A 14,559-nucleotide genomic window follows, 5' to 3' on the forward strand; every position below is an offset into this window, starting at 1 on the left:
AACTCTCCCGCCACTAAGCGCCTGACGGCGCTGTCGTGGGGGTTTCGCGGGTCACGGACCTGGACTTGCCCCGTTGCCGGGGCAGAGGTTTGGGTCTCGCCGCCACGCCCGTCCCAGGCGTGTCTTGCGTGTTGTGCGCGTCGATGAGCACCACCAACGCGCTGTTGCGGTCGCGCGGGGCCGTGTGCCCGCAGTGCGGGCACACATGCACACGCTGCGCCAACGTCTTGGGAACGCGTTCCCAGCACGCCGCGCAGCGCTGCGACGGTTTGAGTTGGCGCGTGTTGCTCAGATGCAGTCGCGTACCAGCTTCTTCCGCTTTGTACGCCAGCATCTGATGCGCCATGCCGAACCCCGCCGAGAGCATCTCGCGGTTGAGTCCGGCCTTCTGCCGCACGCGACGGCCCGGCGCATCCACCGTGCCCTTCGCGCTGCGGCTCATGGTCTTCGGAGCCAGTTGCTCCGTGGCCAGGACGGCGCATTGCTGCACCATCTTGGTTGTTTCCTTGTGCACGAAGTCCCGGCGCAGGTTGCCGATGCGATCATGCAGCACCGCGATGCCGCGGCTCAATCGCTTGTATCGCACGGAGCCTTTGCGTTTGCGTGCACGCTGGCGCTGCAGCACTGCAAGGCGCGGCAGCGCCTCGCGCACCCAGCGCGGGTTCGCGATGGGCGGACCCGCGTCAAATGTGGCCCAGTCCGTGATGCCGAAATCCACGCCACGCCGCATGTCGGCGGTGCGCTCGCGCGCACAGGCCGCATCGGGCACGCGCAGCGTCACCGACACAAACCACTGACCGTTGCGGCGTGTCAGGGCGATGTCGTTGGGTTTGGCATCAATCCCAAAACGATGCTGCCCACGCGCCCGGATGGACAGGGCGGCCTCGCCGCTGCCGATGCGCAGGGTTGCGCCACGGCCGCCGTGCTCCATCAGCTTCCACCCAACCGGATCGGGATAGGCAAAACCCGAGAACCGCTTGCTGGATTTGAATCGCGGGAATCCGGGCGTCTGCCCCGCCTTGACGCGGCGGAAGAACGACTGGAATGCGAGATCCAGCCGCCGCAGCGTTTGCTGCAGCGCGTGGCTACCGAGTTCCATGAACTCAGGCCGCTTCGCCTTGATCTGCGGCAGGACGTTCTGCTGGTCGTAGTAAGAGATGGACTTCCTGGCCTTGCGCCAGGCGTCGATGCGTTCTTCCAGCGCCGCGTTGTACAACTCGCAGTGCAGCCGCGTCCACGCCTCAAGCCGCGCAGCTTGCGCGGCATTGGGATACAGCTTGAGCGTGACTTTGCGCCGTTGCATGCTGGTATTTTATCCAGCATGGCGAGGAACAACAAGCGAAAACCGCCCGCTTGACCCCCTCCTGCCCGGACGGCTTCGCCTATGCGACGCTGTGCGTCGGGCCGGGCTAGGAAGGGGAATGCGCGGGCATGTGTTCATGTCTAGCGGCCGATGGGTCCGGCGCAAACCTGCGTGTGCGTGGCCATCACAGAGTGATCGTCTGCCACGGGTTGTACCCGGTGCTCTCCGGGACGTAGCCCACCGGATTGCTCACCACGCGCGTGCCCCTGACGGCATGGTCGACCGGATCGTGCGTATGCCCGTGCACCCAGAGATCCACGGGGGGACCCATCAGATCCTCCCACGCATTCGCATACGCCGCATCCAGATGGTTGACGTCTGCGGGTGCGCCTTCGGCCCCAGGCCGCACGCTGAGCATGCTCGGCGCATGGTGCGTGATCACCACTGTTTTGCCACTAAACGGCTCGGCGAGCCTTTGCTGCAGCCAGGCCTTCGTGATCTTGTTGATCATCTCGATGTCCGACAGTCGGATCCTGCGCCAGTTGGCGGCGCGGATGCGCATGAAATCATGCATGGAGCGCGCTGCTTCGTATCGGCCCTCGAATTGGTTGCCGGTAGCCGTGTAGTCCGTCCAGGCCGTTGCCCCGAGGAAACGCACGCCGTCCATGACCACCTCATCGCGCTCCAGGAAGCGCACGCGGTCGTCGGAAGCCAGGCGCATTTTCTGCTGCGTGTACTGCAGATGGCCGCGCCAGTACTCATGATTTCCGGCCACCAGCAGCACGCGCCCGGGGAACGCGGAGCGCGCCCAGTTCACCGCGTGCTCGCCCTTGTGGATATCCCCGGCCAGAATGGTCACGTCCGCATCGAGCACCGATGGTTCGTAGACATAGCCTGGGGCGTCAATTTCGAGATGGATGTCGGAGAGTAAGTGAATGCGCATGGCGGTTCCTGGTTGTCGCCACGCGGGGCCGTCCCAAAACAGCAAACCCCGCATCGGCGGGGCTTGCTGTGGGAGACGGTACGCCGAAATTTAGTGGGTCGTCTCATCTTGCGCGCAAGCCCCGGCACGGCCGCTTTTGACGGCCGCCGTCGTCACCCATTCGCCCCCTAGGGGCCGGCGGGAAAACAGGGATGCGCAGTGCAACGCGTTCATAGCCTCTCATTTTGCATAACACGGCGCACTTGGCAAGCCCGGCCCGCTCGATGTTGCCCAGGCAAGACACTCGACTTCGCGGATCTGCCGCTTGCCCCACCCGCACGCCGAGCACGCCTTTAGCCTTCGCCGCGGGGAAAATCGGCCCCAATGGTCGTGGACTCCCATGCATCGAAATCACGGCGCATCGCGTCAAGCTTCTGCCGTGCCAGCTTGAGCGCTGCTTCGCCCAGGAGCAAGCGCAACGGGGGATTGTCCGACAGCGCTGCATCAATGATGGCTTGCGCACCCCGCACCGGATCACCGGCCTGGCTCCCGCTGCGCGCCGCCGTCTGTCTGCGGCGCTCGCCGGCCGTCGCGTCATACGCATCGATGTGGGTTGCCGACGCCTTGATCGAAGGCCCCGCCCAGTTGGTCCGGAATGGCCCCGGCTCGACGATCAGCACATCGATCCCCAGCGGCTTGACCTCGATCGCCAGCGATTCGGAAATGCCTTCCACCGCGTATTTCGTCCCGTGGTAGTACCCCGTCGCGCCAAAGCTCGTGATGCCGCCGATCGATGACACATTCACGATCAGGCCGCTGCGCTGCTCGCGCATGATCGGCAGCACGGCCTTGGTCATGTTGATGAGGCCAAACACGTTGGTCTCGAACATCGCTCGCACGGCTTCGTCCTCACCCTCCTCGATCGCTGCGAGATAGCCGTACCCGGCGTTATTGACGAGCACGTCGATGCGCCCGAACTTGCGCTTCACCGCCGAGACCGCTTCGTCGATCTGGGCAGGCTTTGTGACGTCAAGCGGCAGCACCATCGCCCGGTCTTGGTGAGCTTCGGCGATGTCGGTCACTTTCGACGCGTCGCGGGCGGTGACCGCCGCGCGCCACCCTCGTGCGAGCACGAGCTTGGCCAGCTCACGCCCAAAGCCTGTGGAGCAGCCCGTGATCAGCCACACCGGATCATCGCGACGCATCATCGTCAAAGTCCTCCATTGTTGTTAACAGGAAAAGCAATGCCAGCGCATCTCACTGCAGCAGCAGGCGACGCGTCAGCGCCGCCACAGGTCGCTCGGTCCAGCGCTGCAGGCGGCTGCTCAATTGCAGGGGCTTCATGACCATGCGCACGGCCAATTCGACGGGATACTCGTGTGCCATGATGGCGAACACCCGCTTGCTCATCGCCTCATAGTCCTGGGGCGCATGGCCGAAACGCCAGGACACGGCATGGCGCAGCGCAACGTCCGCGTCGCTCTGGCGCAGCTCGGCCACCCGGCGCCAGAGCGACGCGGCGACTTGCCAGCGCTTGAGCCCGTCGCGCTGCCGGTACTGCAGGAAGTAGTGGTAGAAGTGCTTGTAATGCTGCACCTCGTCGGTGCGAATGCGCCAGGTCAAGTCGCGCAGCACCGGCTCGCTGCATACGGCATTGAGCGCCTGGTAGTAGGTCGTCGTGCCCATCTCGACGACGCAGCGCGCGGCCATCTCCTGCCCCCGCGTGGGCTCCAGTTCCTCGACGGTGCACAGCTTGCCATATTCGCTGAAAAAATCCGCATACGCAGCGTCCCAGTCGAATTCCGGCCACACATGCTGCACATAGGCCTTCAGCGCGCGGCCATGCTGCAGCTCCTCGGGCTCCCATTGATCATTCAGCCATGCGGCAACGGGTGGATCATCCGCGAAGTACTCGATCAGGTTGCGTGTGTAGGTGCTGCTGCCGCTTTCCATGAACGACGCACTGCACAGCAAAAGGAACAGCTCATCGCTGCCCCGGACCTGCTCGGCATCGATGCTTGCGTAGTCCAGATCCTGCCAATGCCAGCGCATGCCGTGCCCGCTGCCTTCCACAGCACTGGACGGTGCCGCTTCCTCGGCAGGCCTCGAATCCGTCGGGGTTGTCATGTCAGACCTCCGTCTCGGCCGCAGCAGCCTGCTCGACAGAGCCGTCCCCGGGCGCGGGCGCGGGAGCCGCTGCGTCTCCTGTGGCCTTGTCCCCATACATGTAGCTGCGATTGAACGGATAGACGCTTTGGGTGGCACGCAGTGTGCCTGTCGCTGGCTCGCGGGGCTGCACCACACCGTCGGGCCGGGAGCCAAGGATCTGGAACAACGAGATCCACCCCTGCTCGAAGCTCATGGCTGAGCCGGCCAGATACAGCCGGTAGGCACGGATGACGCGGTCGGCATCCGCCCCCAGGACCTGGCGCGCTTGACCCTCATGCGCCTCCAGCGCATCGGCCCAGTGCCAAAGCGTCTGCGCGTAATGCGGTCGCAGGCACTCGGCATCCAGGGGTTCGACGTTGCCTCGCGCCATCGCATCGAGCATCACGCTCACGTGCACGAGCTGGCCACCGGGGAAAATGTATTTTTCGATGAAATCCCCCATGCCCCCATCAAGCTGGGCGTTATCGGTGCCGCCAGCCGTGATGCCGTGATTGAGCACCAGACCGCCCGGCTTGAGCAAGCGACGAATCTTGGCGAAATACACGGGCAGGTTCAGACGCCCGACGTGTTCGCACATACCCACCGACGCCACCTTGTCGAAGCCCTCGCTCTCGTCCACATCCCGATAGTCCTGCAGCAGCATGCGCACGCGCCCCTGCAGTCCCTTTTTCTGAATGAGGCCGTTGACGTAGGCGTGCTGGTTCTTCGACAGGGTGATGCCGGTGGCATCCACCCCATAGTGCTCGGCGGCCCACAGCAGCAGGCCGCCCCATCCGGCCCCGATGTCGATGAAGCGCTCCCCGGGCTTGAGCAGCAGCTTCCTGCAAATATGCTCGAGCTTGGCCTCCTGCGCCTGCGCCAGTGACATGCCGGGGTCCAGGAAATAAGCACAGGAATACACACGCAGGGGATCGAGCCACAGCGCGTAGAAATCGTCCGAGACGTCGTAGTGATGCTGAATCTGTGCCGCGTCACGCGCCTGCGTGTGGCTCATGCGCTCCCACAGCGCGCGCTGCATGCGCTGCACCGGACCCGCGCGCTCATGCGTGGGGTCACGGCCGAGAAGTGCAGGCGCCACAGCCATCAAGTCGCGCAGTCGACCTTCGATGTCCAGGCGGCCTTCCACGTAGTCCTCGGCCACACGCCCGATCGCACCACGTGCCAGATGCAACAGCGCGCGCATGTCCCGAACGATGAGTTGCAGTCGGGGTTGCGCAGCGCCGATCCGCTGGCCCCCGGGAAGCTGCACTGCGCAAGACAGCGGCAGACTTGCCAGCCGCTGCTCGGTCGACTGCAGCCAAAGGCGGTTAAGCGATTCCACGTGGTGCCTCCCTCGGTGAATCGTGCAGCAGCCCTGCACCGGCAGGCCAGGCCCCATCCACGTCCAGGCGGTGTCGTCCTCGACACTCCAGACGCCACGGACGGCCCAGCGCCCCTTGACCGCGACCACAATCCTGGCGCGCGCGATCCGTCCATGGATGGCCTGCGCCAACCGGCACAGCCCACCCTCTGGAATACCCTAGCTTCATACAAGCATAGCTCCGACTGCGCATGCGTGCATGAACTGCCCATTCCGACACTCCGTAACGGCACGTCGCACACCCGCGTCCCGGGCGTGGGCACGCCTGCCACGCCGGCCGACAACCGCACCGCCCGCGATGGCGCGCGTCGGCTCCGTCCAGTACACCGGGCGCACCGAGAGCCGAAGTTGCCGCTAAGCCCCTGACGGGCGCATGCGCTTCGCGCCCGAGGGCATCGCTGCGGGCGCGGTCCCATGCGTTTCGAAGTGCCGCATCGTGTACGCATAACCACTTTCGATGGCGCGTTCGTAGGCCTTCCAGTTGAGCAGGCCGACCTGCCCATGCGGGGGGGTGAGCACCCAGGTGGCCAGCTTGCGCCGCTCCTCGCTGCTCCTTTCACTTTGCACCATCGCGGCTCTGACCAGGATGGCGAAGAGGCTCGGCCACTGCCGCCCGTGCAGCCACTCCCAGGTCAAACGCGGCAACGTCGGCAGCGCGACGTCTTCGAAGGTCGCGGGCAGCGCATCATCGCCACTGATGTCCACGGCAATGACCTGATGCACACCGCGGTCACGCATGACGTCCGTGGGCAAATTGTTCATCACGGCGCCATCCACATGCACCATCCCGGCGTCCAGCAGGGGTGGCAGAAGGCCCGGAATGGCCGCGCCCGCCCGCAGCCATTTCCACAGGGAGCCGCGCGTGTGCACATCGACGCTGCCACGCGTGAGATTGGCCGACACGCAGAAAAAGGGGATGGCGAGATCCTCGATGTCGCGCGACCCGAACGAGCGGCGCAGCAAGCGTGTGGCGCGCGTACCCCGCGTCAAGGCGATCAGCGGCAGCGTCAGATCCCGAAGCGGATGCCCCCGGATGAACGCCTGGCGCATCTGCTCGAGCAGTTGCGCATCATCCCATTCGCAGGCCACGCCGGCGGCAATGATGGCCCCCATGCTGGTGCCCCCCACGGCATCGATGGGTTGGCCCAGCTCGCGCAAGGCGCGCACCACGCCAATGTGGCCGAACCCGCGCGCGCCACCACCTGAGAGCACGAGTCCGGTGGCGCGCTGGGCCAGGTGCCGGGCCACCCTCGCATGATCCGCCGGCCCGCGCACATGGTGCAATGCCACCTCGCCATCGAACTGCGAAAGCCATCGCGCCGCATTGCCCGCTGCCGGGGTGGCGCGATCGTCCAGCAGGAGCAGATGCCGTGCGCGGTGCAAAGTATCCACCCCGGAACGACACATCGCATCGGGCCATGGCGCGGGGGTCGCATCGGCGCGCGCCACCATCACGACCTGGTCGGCCTGGCGCAGGCAGGTGGCCCGCCATGCTGGATCGTCGGGCCCCGCCACGTAAAGCACGAAGCGGTGCTCGCGCTCACGCTGGCTGTGCCACGCCGCATCGCCAGCGCGGCCCAGGCTGGCATCGATCACGGCAGCCGGCCCGAAGGGGGCAAGCGCCTGCGCCAGCTGCTCGGCTGTGGCACGCAGGCGAACCGATGCATCCAAGCCCAGCAGGGCGAACGTGCGGGCCGGCGACAGCGACTCGCCCCTGTCGTTGCGCAAGTGCCTGTCCACAATCTGGCGCAAGGTGCCCACCAGGGCCTCCGGGTGCGCGCGCATCACGCGCAGCAGGACGTCCCCGCGCGACAGTTTCAAGAGGGTGCAGTCACGCAGGGCGCGCACCGTTGCGCTTCGGGGCTGCTCGGTGAGCAATCCGAGCTCGCCCACGATTTCACCCGGAGCGATCACGCCCAGAAGGCGCTCGCGGTCGGTGGACAGTCCCGGGCCAAAGGCGCCGAGGCTTCCCGAGCACAACACGTAGAGCGCGTCCGACGGCTCCCCCTGCCGGCACAGCGTTTGGCCTCCGGCCAGCTCCAGCGGTTCGAGATACGGCAGCAGCGCATCGCGAACCTCGGGATGCAGCCCACCGAAGATGGCCGTGCGCGCGATGGAGTCCGAAACACTTGCGCCTTCAGCGTGCGGCATGGCCGTTCCGATCCGCGACCCCGGCAATCACCGTGGATCGCGTGGTCCTGCGCCACGCGTCTGCCTGCGGCAACGCGCCAAACGCCCGTGCCCGCGCACGCAAGCCCCGGCCGCCAGCGCGCGCGCTGCGTTGGCCGATTCGCCAACCCTCTCCATTGGCAACCCCACGTGTCTCGTGCACAATGATCCCCACCCCAGTGCGCAACGGTTTTTTGCAATTCGCAGTCTGGCGCGCGCCCGCATCGGCCATGGCCACACCGTATCAGACCTTCTCCTGACCGCCAATGAGCATCTGCCCCTTTTGCCGCATCGCGACGGCTTCGTCCGGCACGTCGACCCTCCTGCAAACCCCCTCCGCAGTGGCCTTCCTCGATATCCGCCCCATCAGGCCCGGCCACGCCCTCATCGTTCCCCGGCGGCACGAGCCGGATTTCTGGAATCTGACCGACGACGAGCGCCATGACATCTTCGCCCTGGCCAAGCAGCTCGCTGACGCGCAGCGCCAGCTGTTCAACCCTCTTAAAGTCGGCCTGCTCGTGGCGGGATTTGATGTCCCCCATGCCCATGTCCACGTGGTGCCGTTGCACGACGCGCATGACCTCACGTCCGAGCGCATCCTCAATGGGTCGGTGAAGAGCGCAGCGGCGGACGAACTGGCTGACCTCCAAGGCCGATACGCTCAGCACTTTCTCGTGCCGCGCTAGCCTTGCGGGCCCGCCCGGATGCGCATGTGCCCACGTGTCTCGAATCCCCATGCCGCCTCGCCAGGGCTCTGGAGGCCATGCGCGCCGATCCAATGGGTTTTCCAACCCGAGCCACATGGGTACGCCGCGTCGTACGCAAACTCGGCGTTGCCATGCCATTGGACTTTGGCCATGGGATGGACTATAAGCAGCATGGCAACGCTTAAAAGTCAATCATGGCTTCTTAGCCGCATCAAGGAAACTGTCATGCATTTCATCCAACGCGCTTTGCGCAATGCTTTTCTCATGCTTGCGGTCATCGCGCCGCTGGCGTTATGGTCCACCGGCGCCCAGGCAGAAACCGCACAAGAATTAACCCAGAATGCCAGGCAAGCCCTGGACCAGCTCTACAAAACGGACCCCGCGGCCAGCGCGATTTCCAAACAGGCCAAGGCCATTCTTGTGTTTCCGAGCATCATCAAGGCCGGGCTGGTCTTTGGCGGCGCTTATGGCGAAGGCGTCCTGTTCAAGGACTCCAGGGTGGACGGTTATTACAACTCCGTCTCGGCATCCTGGGGTTGGCAAGCCGGCGCCCAGTCCTACGGCTACGTGGTCTTCCTGATGAACGACAAGGCCCTTCAGTACCTTCACAAATCCGATGGTTGGGAAATTGGCGTGGGCCCGACGGTTGCCGTGATGGATAAGGGCGTGGGCCGCAACTTGTCCTCCACCACATTGCAGGACGACGCCTACGCGTTCATTTTTGACCAGAAGGGACTCATGGTGAGCCTCAGCATCGAAGGCACAAAAATCTCGCAGATCAAGAAGCACTAGTACAACATCCCCTAAATAGCGTTACGTCTCTGGATGGAGGTATGGCGCCAGGATGGTGACCACGATCTCGGCGGTTTGGCGCAGGTTGCCGGAGGCGGGCAGTGGTTCCCAGCGCCCTGAATGGGTTCGGAAGGCAGCCACGTAGTGGTTGGTTCCGGTCTGGGTCAATCGGGCGACGGTGTCGAGGGATTCGTCATGCTGCATCTGGATGAGCAGATGCTTGCCATAGCGGCGCACTCGGGCGGCGGCGTGCCCCGTCAACTTGGCGAGCAAGCCCTGCAATTCACTGGCGCGGTCGGGGATAAGGGGTGCGGTCATGGCGAGAGCGATGGACGTGATGCCTAGGCTCCCCAGTTTGCCACTCGAAGCCTGCAAACGTCCAGCGGAACGGTCGCGGATCGAGATTGCGCTGGGCAATGAAGGCCTCGGTGCGCCTGCGCAGATGGTGCACCGAGATGTGGCTGGCACGGCGCAGCACCCGGCGGGCGTAGATGCCGAACAGCAACTCGATCGGGTTGCCCCAGCTGGCATGCAGCCGGGTGTCGTGAAAGACGAAGCGTCCGCCGTGTCGGGCATTGAACGCCTGCCACACGCCCCAGGCGCGATGGGTATTGAGGTTGTCCCAGATGACATGCAGCGGCCCGCTGGGATGCGCGCGCGCGACGTCTTCCATGAAAGCCACCAGGTCGGCCTGGGTGCGGCGATCGGTGCAGCGCCCCAGCACACGGCCGCTATGCACGTCCAGCGCCGCGGTCAGCGCCTGCGTGCCGTGGCGAATGTATTCGAATTCGTAGCGGCGCAGTCGCCCGGGTTGCGCGTGGCGATCGACATGCTTGCGCTCGACGGCCTGGATGCCGGTCTTCTCATCGACGCTCAGCACCACGCTGCCCTTGGGCGCGCGCCGGTACAGCGCACAAATCGCGTTGACCTTCTCGCGGAATTGTGGGTCGGGCGAATGCAACTATTGCCGAACGCGGTGCGGCCGCACGTCGCCAGCCTGCAAAATGCGCTGCAAATGGCTACGGCTGATGTGCTTGACCACGCCTCGCTCCACGGCGCGCACGCACAGCTCATCCAGCGTCGGCAGCGCCCCGGCGCGATCCTCGCCTGTCTCGCACGCTAGCGCCAGCAGTTGCAAACGCTGCGCCGGGTCAATCTGTCGAGGTCGGCCCGGGCGCAGCCCCTCGTGCAGGCCTTCCACACCCGATTGCGCAAGCCGCTCTCGCCAGCGCATCACGGTCGGCCGCGACACCTGCAACGTCGATGCGATCGACGAGATCGTGTGTCCGTCGTGGAGCATCAACGCGATCCGCGCTCGCAGCACGTCGCGCTGCGGCGCCGTGCCCCGACGCAGCGTCTCTCGCAGCTTCGCCTGATCCTTCCTCGACAACTTGATCACTGCCGCCACGCGCTCACGACTCATGGCAAACAGTCTACTTCATGCCCATTTTGTTGTCACGTTATTTAGGGGATGCTGTACTATTGCTCCGGCCCTGTGAAGTATTAAGCTGCGTAGCGAACGCGCCGGTCCTGGAAGTAGCTCATCACACGCTGCGGGTTTTGTTCCAGCCTCGCCATGTGGTCGTTGGCAGCTTCGCGTAACTTGGCCTTGGTTCGCACCGGCACGCGTTTGCCCATTTCCTGTTTGAGATCGGCGTTGAGCCTCTCCTCAGGGTTGAGTTGGGGGCTGTAACTGGGCAGGTAAAACAGCTCGATCTGCGCGTTGTGCAAGGCGACCCACGCCTTCACCAACTTGCTGTGATGCACCCTCAGGTTGTCCAGAATCAGGAACACCTTCCTGCCTGCATCCTTGATCAACGCCTGCAAGAACTCGATCAGCTTGTCGGCGTCAAACGCCTCGTCGATGATCATCCAGCGGGTCTTGCCCTGGTTGGTGACCGTGGCGATCATCGAGAGCTTCTGGCGCGTCCCGCCCACCGCCATCGCCACCGGGGTTTTGCCCGCAGGGGCAAAGCTTCTGCCGCGCACGTCCGTGTTGACCAGCGCGGTTTCGTCTCCCCAGTGAATTTCCGCGCCCTTGTATGTTTAAACCAGATCAGCGCGGTGCAGTCTAATCACCGTTGAGGTGACCGGACCGGATCGTGCAGCCTGAAACGCCCTGGAGTCGGCGAGCGTGCTCGCCAGCTCGTGGCTGAGTCGATTGCGCACGGACCCCGTGCTGGTCTTCCTGACGCCCGAACGGTTCGTTGATCGGCGTTTCGCCTGCTCGCATGCACAGGCAAGGGATATGAAGACCATGTCTGGATCATCCGTGATGGTGGGCATCGACGTTGCCAGTGCGCATGTCGATGTGGCTTGCCTGGGAGCAGTCTTGCCATCGGAGCTGGCTCATGTCAGCAACGATGCCGAGGGGCATTCCGCCCTGGCCGACGCCCTGGTGAAGCTGCAGCCGGGGCTGGTGCTGATGGAGGCCACCGGTGGCTATGAGGCGGCGCTGGCGTGCGCGTTGCAAGCAGTGGGTCTGCGTGTGGCGGTCATCAACCCGCGCATGGCGCGTGACTTCGCTCGTGCGATGCAGCGCCTGGCCAAGACCGACCGCATCGATGCGGCCACCCTGGCCGAGTTCGCTGCCGTGCTGGCCCAGCGCCCCGACTGCGAGCGCTTCGTGCGTCCGCTGAGCGAGCCCGAGCAGCAGGATCTCGCAGCCCTGGTCACCCGCAGGCGCCAGCTCGTGGCCATGCAGTTGTCCGAGCGCCAGCGCTTGCGCCTGGCCCGCCCGGTGACGCGCCCGAGTATCGATGCCCTGCTCGAGGCGATTGCCCGCCAGCTCGACGACGTCGATGCCGAAATGGTCCGCCATGTCGAACAGCATCATGCCGTGATGGCCAAGCTGTTGCAAAGCGTGGCCGGGATCGGCCGCATCGCTGCCGCAACCCTGATCGCTGAACTGCCTGAACTGGGGCGGCTCAACCGGCGCCAGATCTGTGCCTTGGTCGGCGTGGCCCCCTACGCCAAGGACTCCGGGTCCAGCCGAGGCCGACGACGCATCACCGGCGGGCGCTTCGAGGTGCGACGTGCCTTGTACATGGCCACGCTCACCGCCACACGATTCAACCCCGCCATTCGCGCCTTCTACAAGCGTCTGGTGGCCGCAGGCAAGCTCAAGAAAGTGGCCTTGATCGCCTGCATGCGCAAGCTGATCACCCACCTCAACGCCATCACCCGGGACCATCTGAACGCTCAAAATCAGCCTTTCACTGCTTGACTTTCAACACGGTTACTCAGCCCTGGCGCGCTGCTCGATGGCGGGGTATTCCCCCTCCAGCCAAGCCTGCACCGCCGCGGGGCTTTGCTCATAGGCTCGCTTGATGGGCTTTTGCGGCGTAAAGCCCCAGCGGGTGAGGTACTTTCCAACGCTGCGCACCTGCAGTTTGATGTCGAACTCCTGTTCAATGAGTTGCATCACCGCAGCGCGGCTCCACAGATGGAAGTCCATCTTGAGTTGCTCGGGACGTGTGTCAATGATCATGCGCTGGATCGTCTCTTCTTGCGCTTGACTGAGCACCCGACCGTCGCCTCTGGCGCGTCCCCGCCGAGTCGGCCGGATGGCGCTCCAGCCGCCAGCCTCGTACAAGTCGATGGCCGCTCGAACCGACGGGTAACTCAGCCCCGTCATGTCCACGATCTGCATGATCTTGACGCCCCGCTTGTGCAACCTCACGACTTGCTTGCGTCGCTCGTGAAGTTGCTCCAGTGTTTGCTTTCTTGCGTTTTCTTTTTCCATCATCAATGGATCAAAAAACTTGCTGAAAGTTCATATTTTATTGGGCCTTATCTATAGTGTAGTGTTGCATTCTGTTTAGAACTTAAGTGACTGTTGGCACGAATGACCTTCTGCAGGATGTCGGCAGCGCTCTTGGTCCAGATGAACGGCTTGGGTTTGGTGTTGTGATGGGCAACGTACTCATCAATGGCAGTGATCAACTGCGGCACGCTGGTGAACACGCCGCGGCGCAGCCGATTGACGGTGATGTCGCGGCAGAAGCGCTCGACCCTGTTCCGCCACGACGCCGAGGTCGGCGTGAAGTGCATGTTGAATCGCGGATGCTTGGTCAACCAAGCTTGTACGGCAGGATGCTTGTGCGTGGCGTAGTTGTCGGCGATCAGATGCAGCGTCTTGCCTTTGGGCGTCTCGCGGTGGATCTGCCGCAGGAACTTCAGCCACTCGGTGTGGGTGTGGCGCTGCTGACACTGGCCGATGACCTGGCCGTCGAGCACGTTCAGCGCCGCGAACAGCGTAGTCGTGCCGTTGCGCTTGTAGTCGTGCGTCATCGTCTGCGCACGCCCCTTCTTCAGGGGCAGCCCAGGCTGTGTGCGGTCCAGCGCCTGCACCTGGCTCTTCTCGTCACAGCACAGCACCAAGGCGTGCTCGGGCGGCCACAGGTACAGCCCCACGATGTCTTCGAGCTTCTCGACGAACTTCGGGTCGCGCGAGACCTTGAAGCCACGCACCAGATGGGGCTTCAGGCCGTTCTTGCGCCAATGCCGCGAGACGCTGGCTGCGCTGACCCCCAACTCGGCGGCCAGGGTTCGGGTGCTCCAGTGCGTGGCCGCCTCGGGCTTGCGCTGGGTGGTCAGTTCGATGAGGCGCGCCACATCCACAGTCACCGGCGGTGCCCCGCGCGGCAAGTCGTGCTCGATGCCCGCAAGCCTGAACTCGGCATAGCGTTCGCGCCAGCGCGAGACCTGGACTCGCCCAATGCCCAGCTCGGCGGCAATCTCCTTGCTCTGCATGCCCTGCGAAGCCAGCAGCACGATGCGTGCGCGTTGCGCCAGCCTCACGCTGGTGAGCTTGGAACGAGCCAGCTTCGTCAACTCGGCTCGCTCCTCATTGGTCAAAACAATCTCAGGGGCAACTCGCACTCGCTCTCTCCACGCCAGTCCACAGTAAAACATTGGAGATGCAGCAAGACATTAAGTTCACTTAAGAATAATTCACTACACTAGGCGGAACGCCCAGGCAGTGCCTTGATCGGGACCCTAGGGTCCCGATCAAGGCCAATATAGAGCCAAGTATCCAAGTGAACACATACTCGCGCATTCCCCTTCCTCGCCCGGCCCGACGCACAGCGTTGATCAAGCGAAGCCGACCGGGCAGGAGGGGGTCAAGCGGGCG

The 14,559-nt window shown here is 64.3% G+C and carries 11 protein-coding genes and 3 pseudogenes; 3 read left to right on the forward strand and 11 right to left on the reverse strand.

Features of this window, described 5'->3' with window-relative positions:
- Positions 1-13: 13 nt before the first annotated feature.
- The 6 genes from CD04_RS0105575 to CD04_RS0105600 all read right to left on the reverse strand — a co-directional run bounded on the left by CD04_RS0105575 (position 14) and on the right by CD04_RS0105600 (position 7,905).
- Positions 14-1,303 (reverse strand): RNA-guided endonuclease TnpB family protein, encoded by a 1,290-nt coding sequence (locus CD04_RS0105575; RefSeq protein WP_031404862.1) that lies wholly within the window; start codon positions 1,301-1,303, stop codon positions 14-16.
- Positions 1,304-1,487: 184 nt separating this feature from the next.
- The gene (locus CD04_RS0105580) at positions 1,488-2,246 is read right to left on the reverse strand and encodes a metallophosphoesterase (protein ID WP_031404864.1); all 759 of its coding nucleotides are present in this window, start codon (positions 2,244-2,246) and stop codon (positions 1,488-1,490) included.
- A gap of 332 nt (positions 2,247-2,578) precedes the next feature.
- Positions 2,579-3,433, reverse strand: coding sequence for an oxidoreductase (locus CD04_RS0105585; RefSeq protein ID WP_031404866.1), 855 nt, complete (start codon positions 3,431-3,433; stop codon positions 2,579-2,581).
- A 49-nt stretch (positions 3,434-3,482) separates the two neighbouring features.
- Positions 3,483-4,352, reverse strand: a complete 870-nt coding sequence (locus CD04_RS0105590) for a ferritin-like domain-containing protein (RefSeq protein ID WP_197033033.1) — start codon at positions 4,350-4,352, stop codon at positions 3,483-3,485.
- Position 4,353: 1 nt separating this feature from the next.
- Complete coding sequence (locus CD04_RS0105595) at positions 4,354-5,715, reverse strand: class I SAM-dependent methyltransferase (protein ID WP_051849229.1); 1,362 nt, start codon at positions 5,713-5,715, stop codon at positions 4,354-4,356.
- 393 nt (positions 5,716-6,108) lie between these two features.
- A complete protein-coding gene (locus tag CD04_RS0105600) occupies positions 6,109-7,905 on the reverse strand; it encodes a patatin-like phospholipase family protein (protein ID WP_051848959.1) in 1,797 nt (598 codons plus the stop codon).
- 284 nt (positions 7,906-8,189) lie between these two features.
- Between CD04_RS0105600 and CD04_RS0105610 the strand changes: the two genes are divergently transcribed.
- Together CD04_RS0105610 and CD04_RS0105620 are read left to right on the forward strand one after the other, a co-directional pair.
- Positions 8,190-8,609: an HIT family protein gene (locus tag CD04_RS0105610; protein ID WP_051848960.1), complete on the forward strand. Its 420-nt coding sequence runs from the start codon at positions 8,190-8,192 to the stop codon at positions 8,607-8,609.
- A 246-nt stretch (positions 8,610-8,855) separates the two neighbouring features.
- Complete coding sequence (locus CD04_RS0105620) at positions 8,856-9,422, forward strand: YSC84-related protein (protein WP_031404878.1); 567 nt, start codon at positions 8,856-8,858, stop codon at positions 9,420-9,422.
- A 21-nt stretch (positions 9,423-9,443) separates the two neighbouring features.
- Here the strand turns inward: CD04_RS0105620 and CD04_RS0105625 are convergent, their stop codons facing one another.
- The 3 genes and pseudogenes from CD04_RS0105625 to CD04_RS0105635 all read right to left on the reverse strand — a co-directional run.
- Positions 9,444-9,740 carry a hypothetical protein gene (locus CD04_RS0105625; RefSeq protein ID WP_031404880.1) on the reverse strand — a complete coding sequence of 99 codons (297 nt, stop codon included), beginning with the start codon at positions 9,738-9,740 and terminating at the stop codon, positions 9,444-9,446.
- A pseudogene (locus tag CD04_RS21440) lies at positions 9,706-10,845 on the reverse strand (IS630 family transposase). Before CD04_RS21440 ends, CD04_RS0105625 begins: the two are co-directional and overlap by 35 nt.
- Positions 10,846-10,925: 80 nt before the next feature.
- Positions 10,926-11,462, reverse strand: a pseudogene (locus CD04_RS0105635) (IS630 family transposase); the annotation flags it as partial.
- Between the two features lie 235 nt (positions 11,463-11,697).
- On the opposite strand from CD04_RS0105635, the gene CD04_RS0105640 reads away from it, so the two are divergent.
- Positions 11,698-12,648, forward strand: coding sequence for an IS110 family transposase (locus CD04_RS0105640; protein ID WP_369792815.1), 951 nt, complete (start codon positions 11,698-11,700; stop codon positions 12,646-12,648).
- A 15-nt stretch (positions 12,649-12,663) separates the two neighbouring features.
- On the opposite strand, the pseudogene CD04_RS0105645 reads toward CD04_RS0105640, so the two are convergent.
- Together CD04_RS0105645 and CD04_RS0105650 are read right to left on the reverse strand one after the other, a co-directional pair.
- Positions 12,664-13,167, reverse strand: a pseudogene (locus CD04_RS0105645) (winged helix-turn-helix domain-containing protein); the annotation flags it as partial.
- Between the two features lie 47 nt (positions 13,168-13,214).
- Positions 13,215-14,306, reverse strand: coding sequence for an IS630 family transposase (locus tag CD04_RS0105650; RefSeq protein ID WP_031404886.1), 1,092 nt, complete (start codon positions 14,304-14,306; stop codon positions 13,215-13,217).
- Between the last annotated feature and the right edge of the window lie 253 nt (positions 14,307-14,559).

The organism is Thiomonas sp. FB-Cd, from assembly GCF_000733775.1.
In the GTDB taxonomy this organism is placed as follows: Bacteria; Pseudomonadota; Gammaproteobacteria; order Burkholderiales; family Burkholderiaceae_C; genus Thiomonas_A.

Bases quoted from the DNA above. Each gene is read 5' to 3' on its own strand.
- CD04_RS0105640 (WP_369792815.1), top strand. From the start codon at position 11,698: ATGGTGGGCATCGACGTTGCCAGTGCGCATGTCGATGTGGCTTGCCTG.
- CD04_RS0105580 (WP_031404864.1), bottom strand. From the start codon at position 2,246: ATGCGCATTCACTTACTCTCCGACATCCATCTCGAAATTGACGCCCCA.
- CD04_RS0105575 (WP_031404862.1), bottom strand. From the start codon at position 1,303: ATGCAACGGCGCAAAGTCACGCTCAAGCTGTATCCCAATGCCGCGCAA.
- CD04_RS0105600 (WP_051848959.1), bottom strand. From the start codon at position 7,905: ATGCCGCACGCTGAAGGCGCAAGTGTTTCGGACTCCATCGCGCGCACG.
- CD04_RS0105620 (WP_031404878.1), top strand. From the start codon at position 8,856: ATGCATTTCATCCAACGCGCTTTGCGCAATGCTTTTCTCATGCTTGCG.
- CD04_RS0105610 (WP_051848960.1), top strand. From the start codon at position 8,190: ATGAGCATCTGCCCCTTTTGCCGCATCGCGACGGCTTCGTCCGGCACG.
- CD04_RS0105590 (WP_197033033.1), bottom strand. From the start codon at position 4,352: ATGACAACCCCGACGGATTCGAGGCCTGCCGAGGAAGCGGCACCGTCC.
- CD04_RS0105625 (WP_031404880.1), bottom strand. From the start codon at position 9,740: ATGACCGCACCCCTTATCCCCGACCGCGCCAGTGAATTGCAGGGCTTG.
- CD04_RS0105585 (WP_031404866.1), bottom strand. From the start codon at position 3,433: ATGATGCGTCGCGATGATCCGGTGTGGCTGATCACGGGCTGCTCCACA.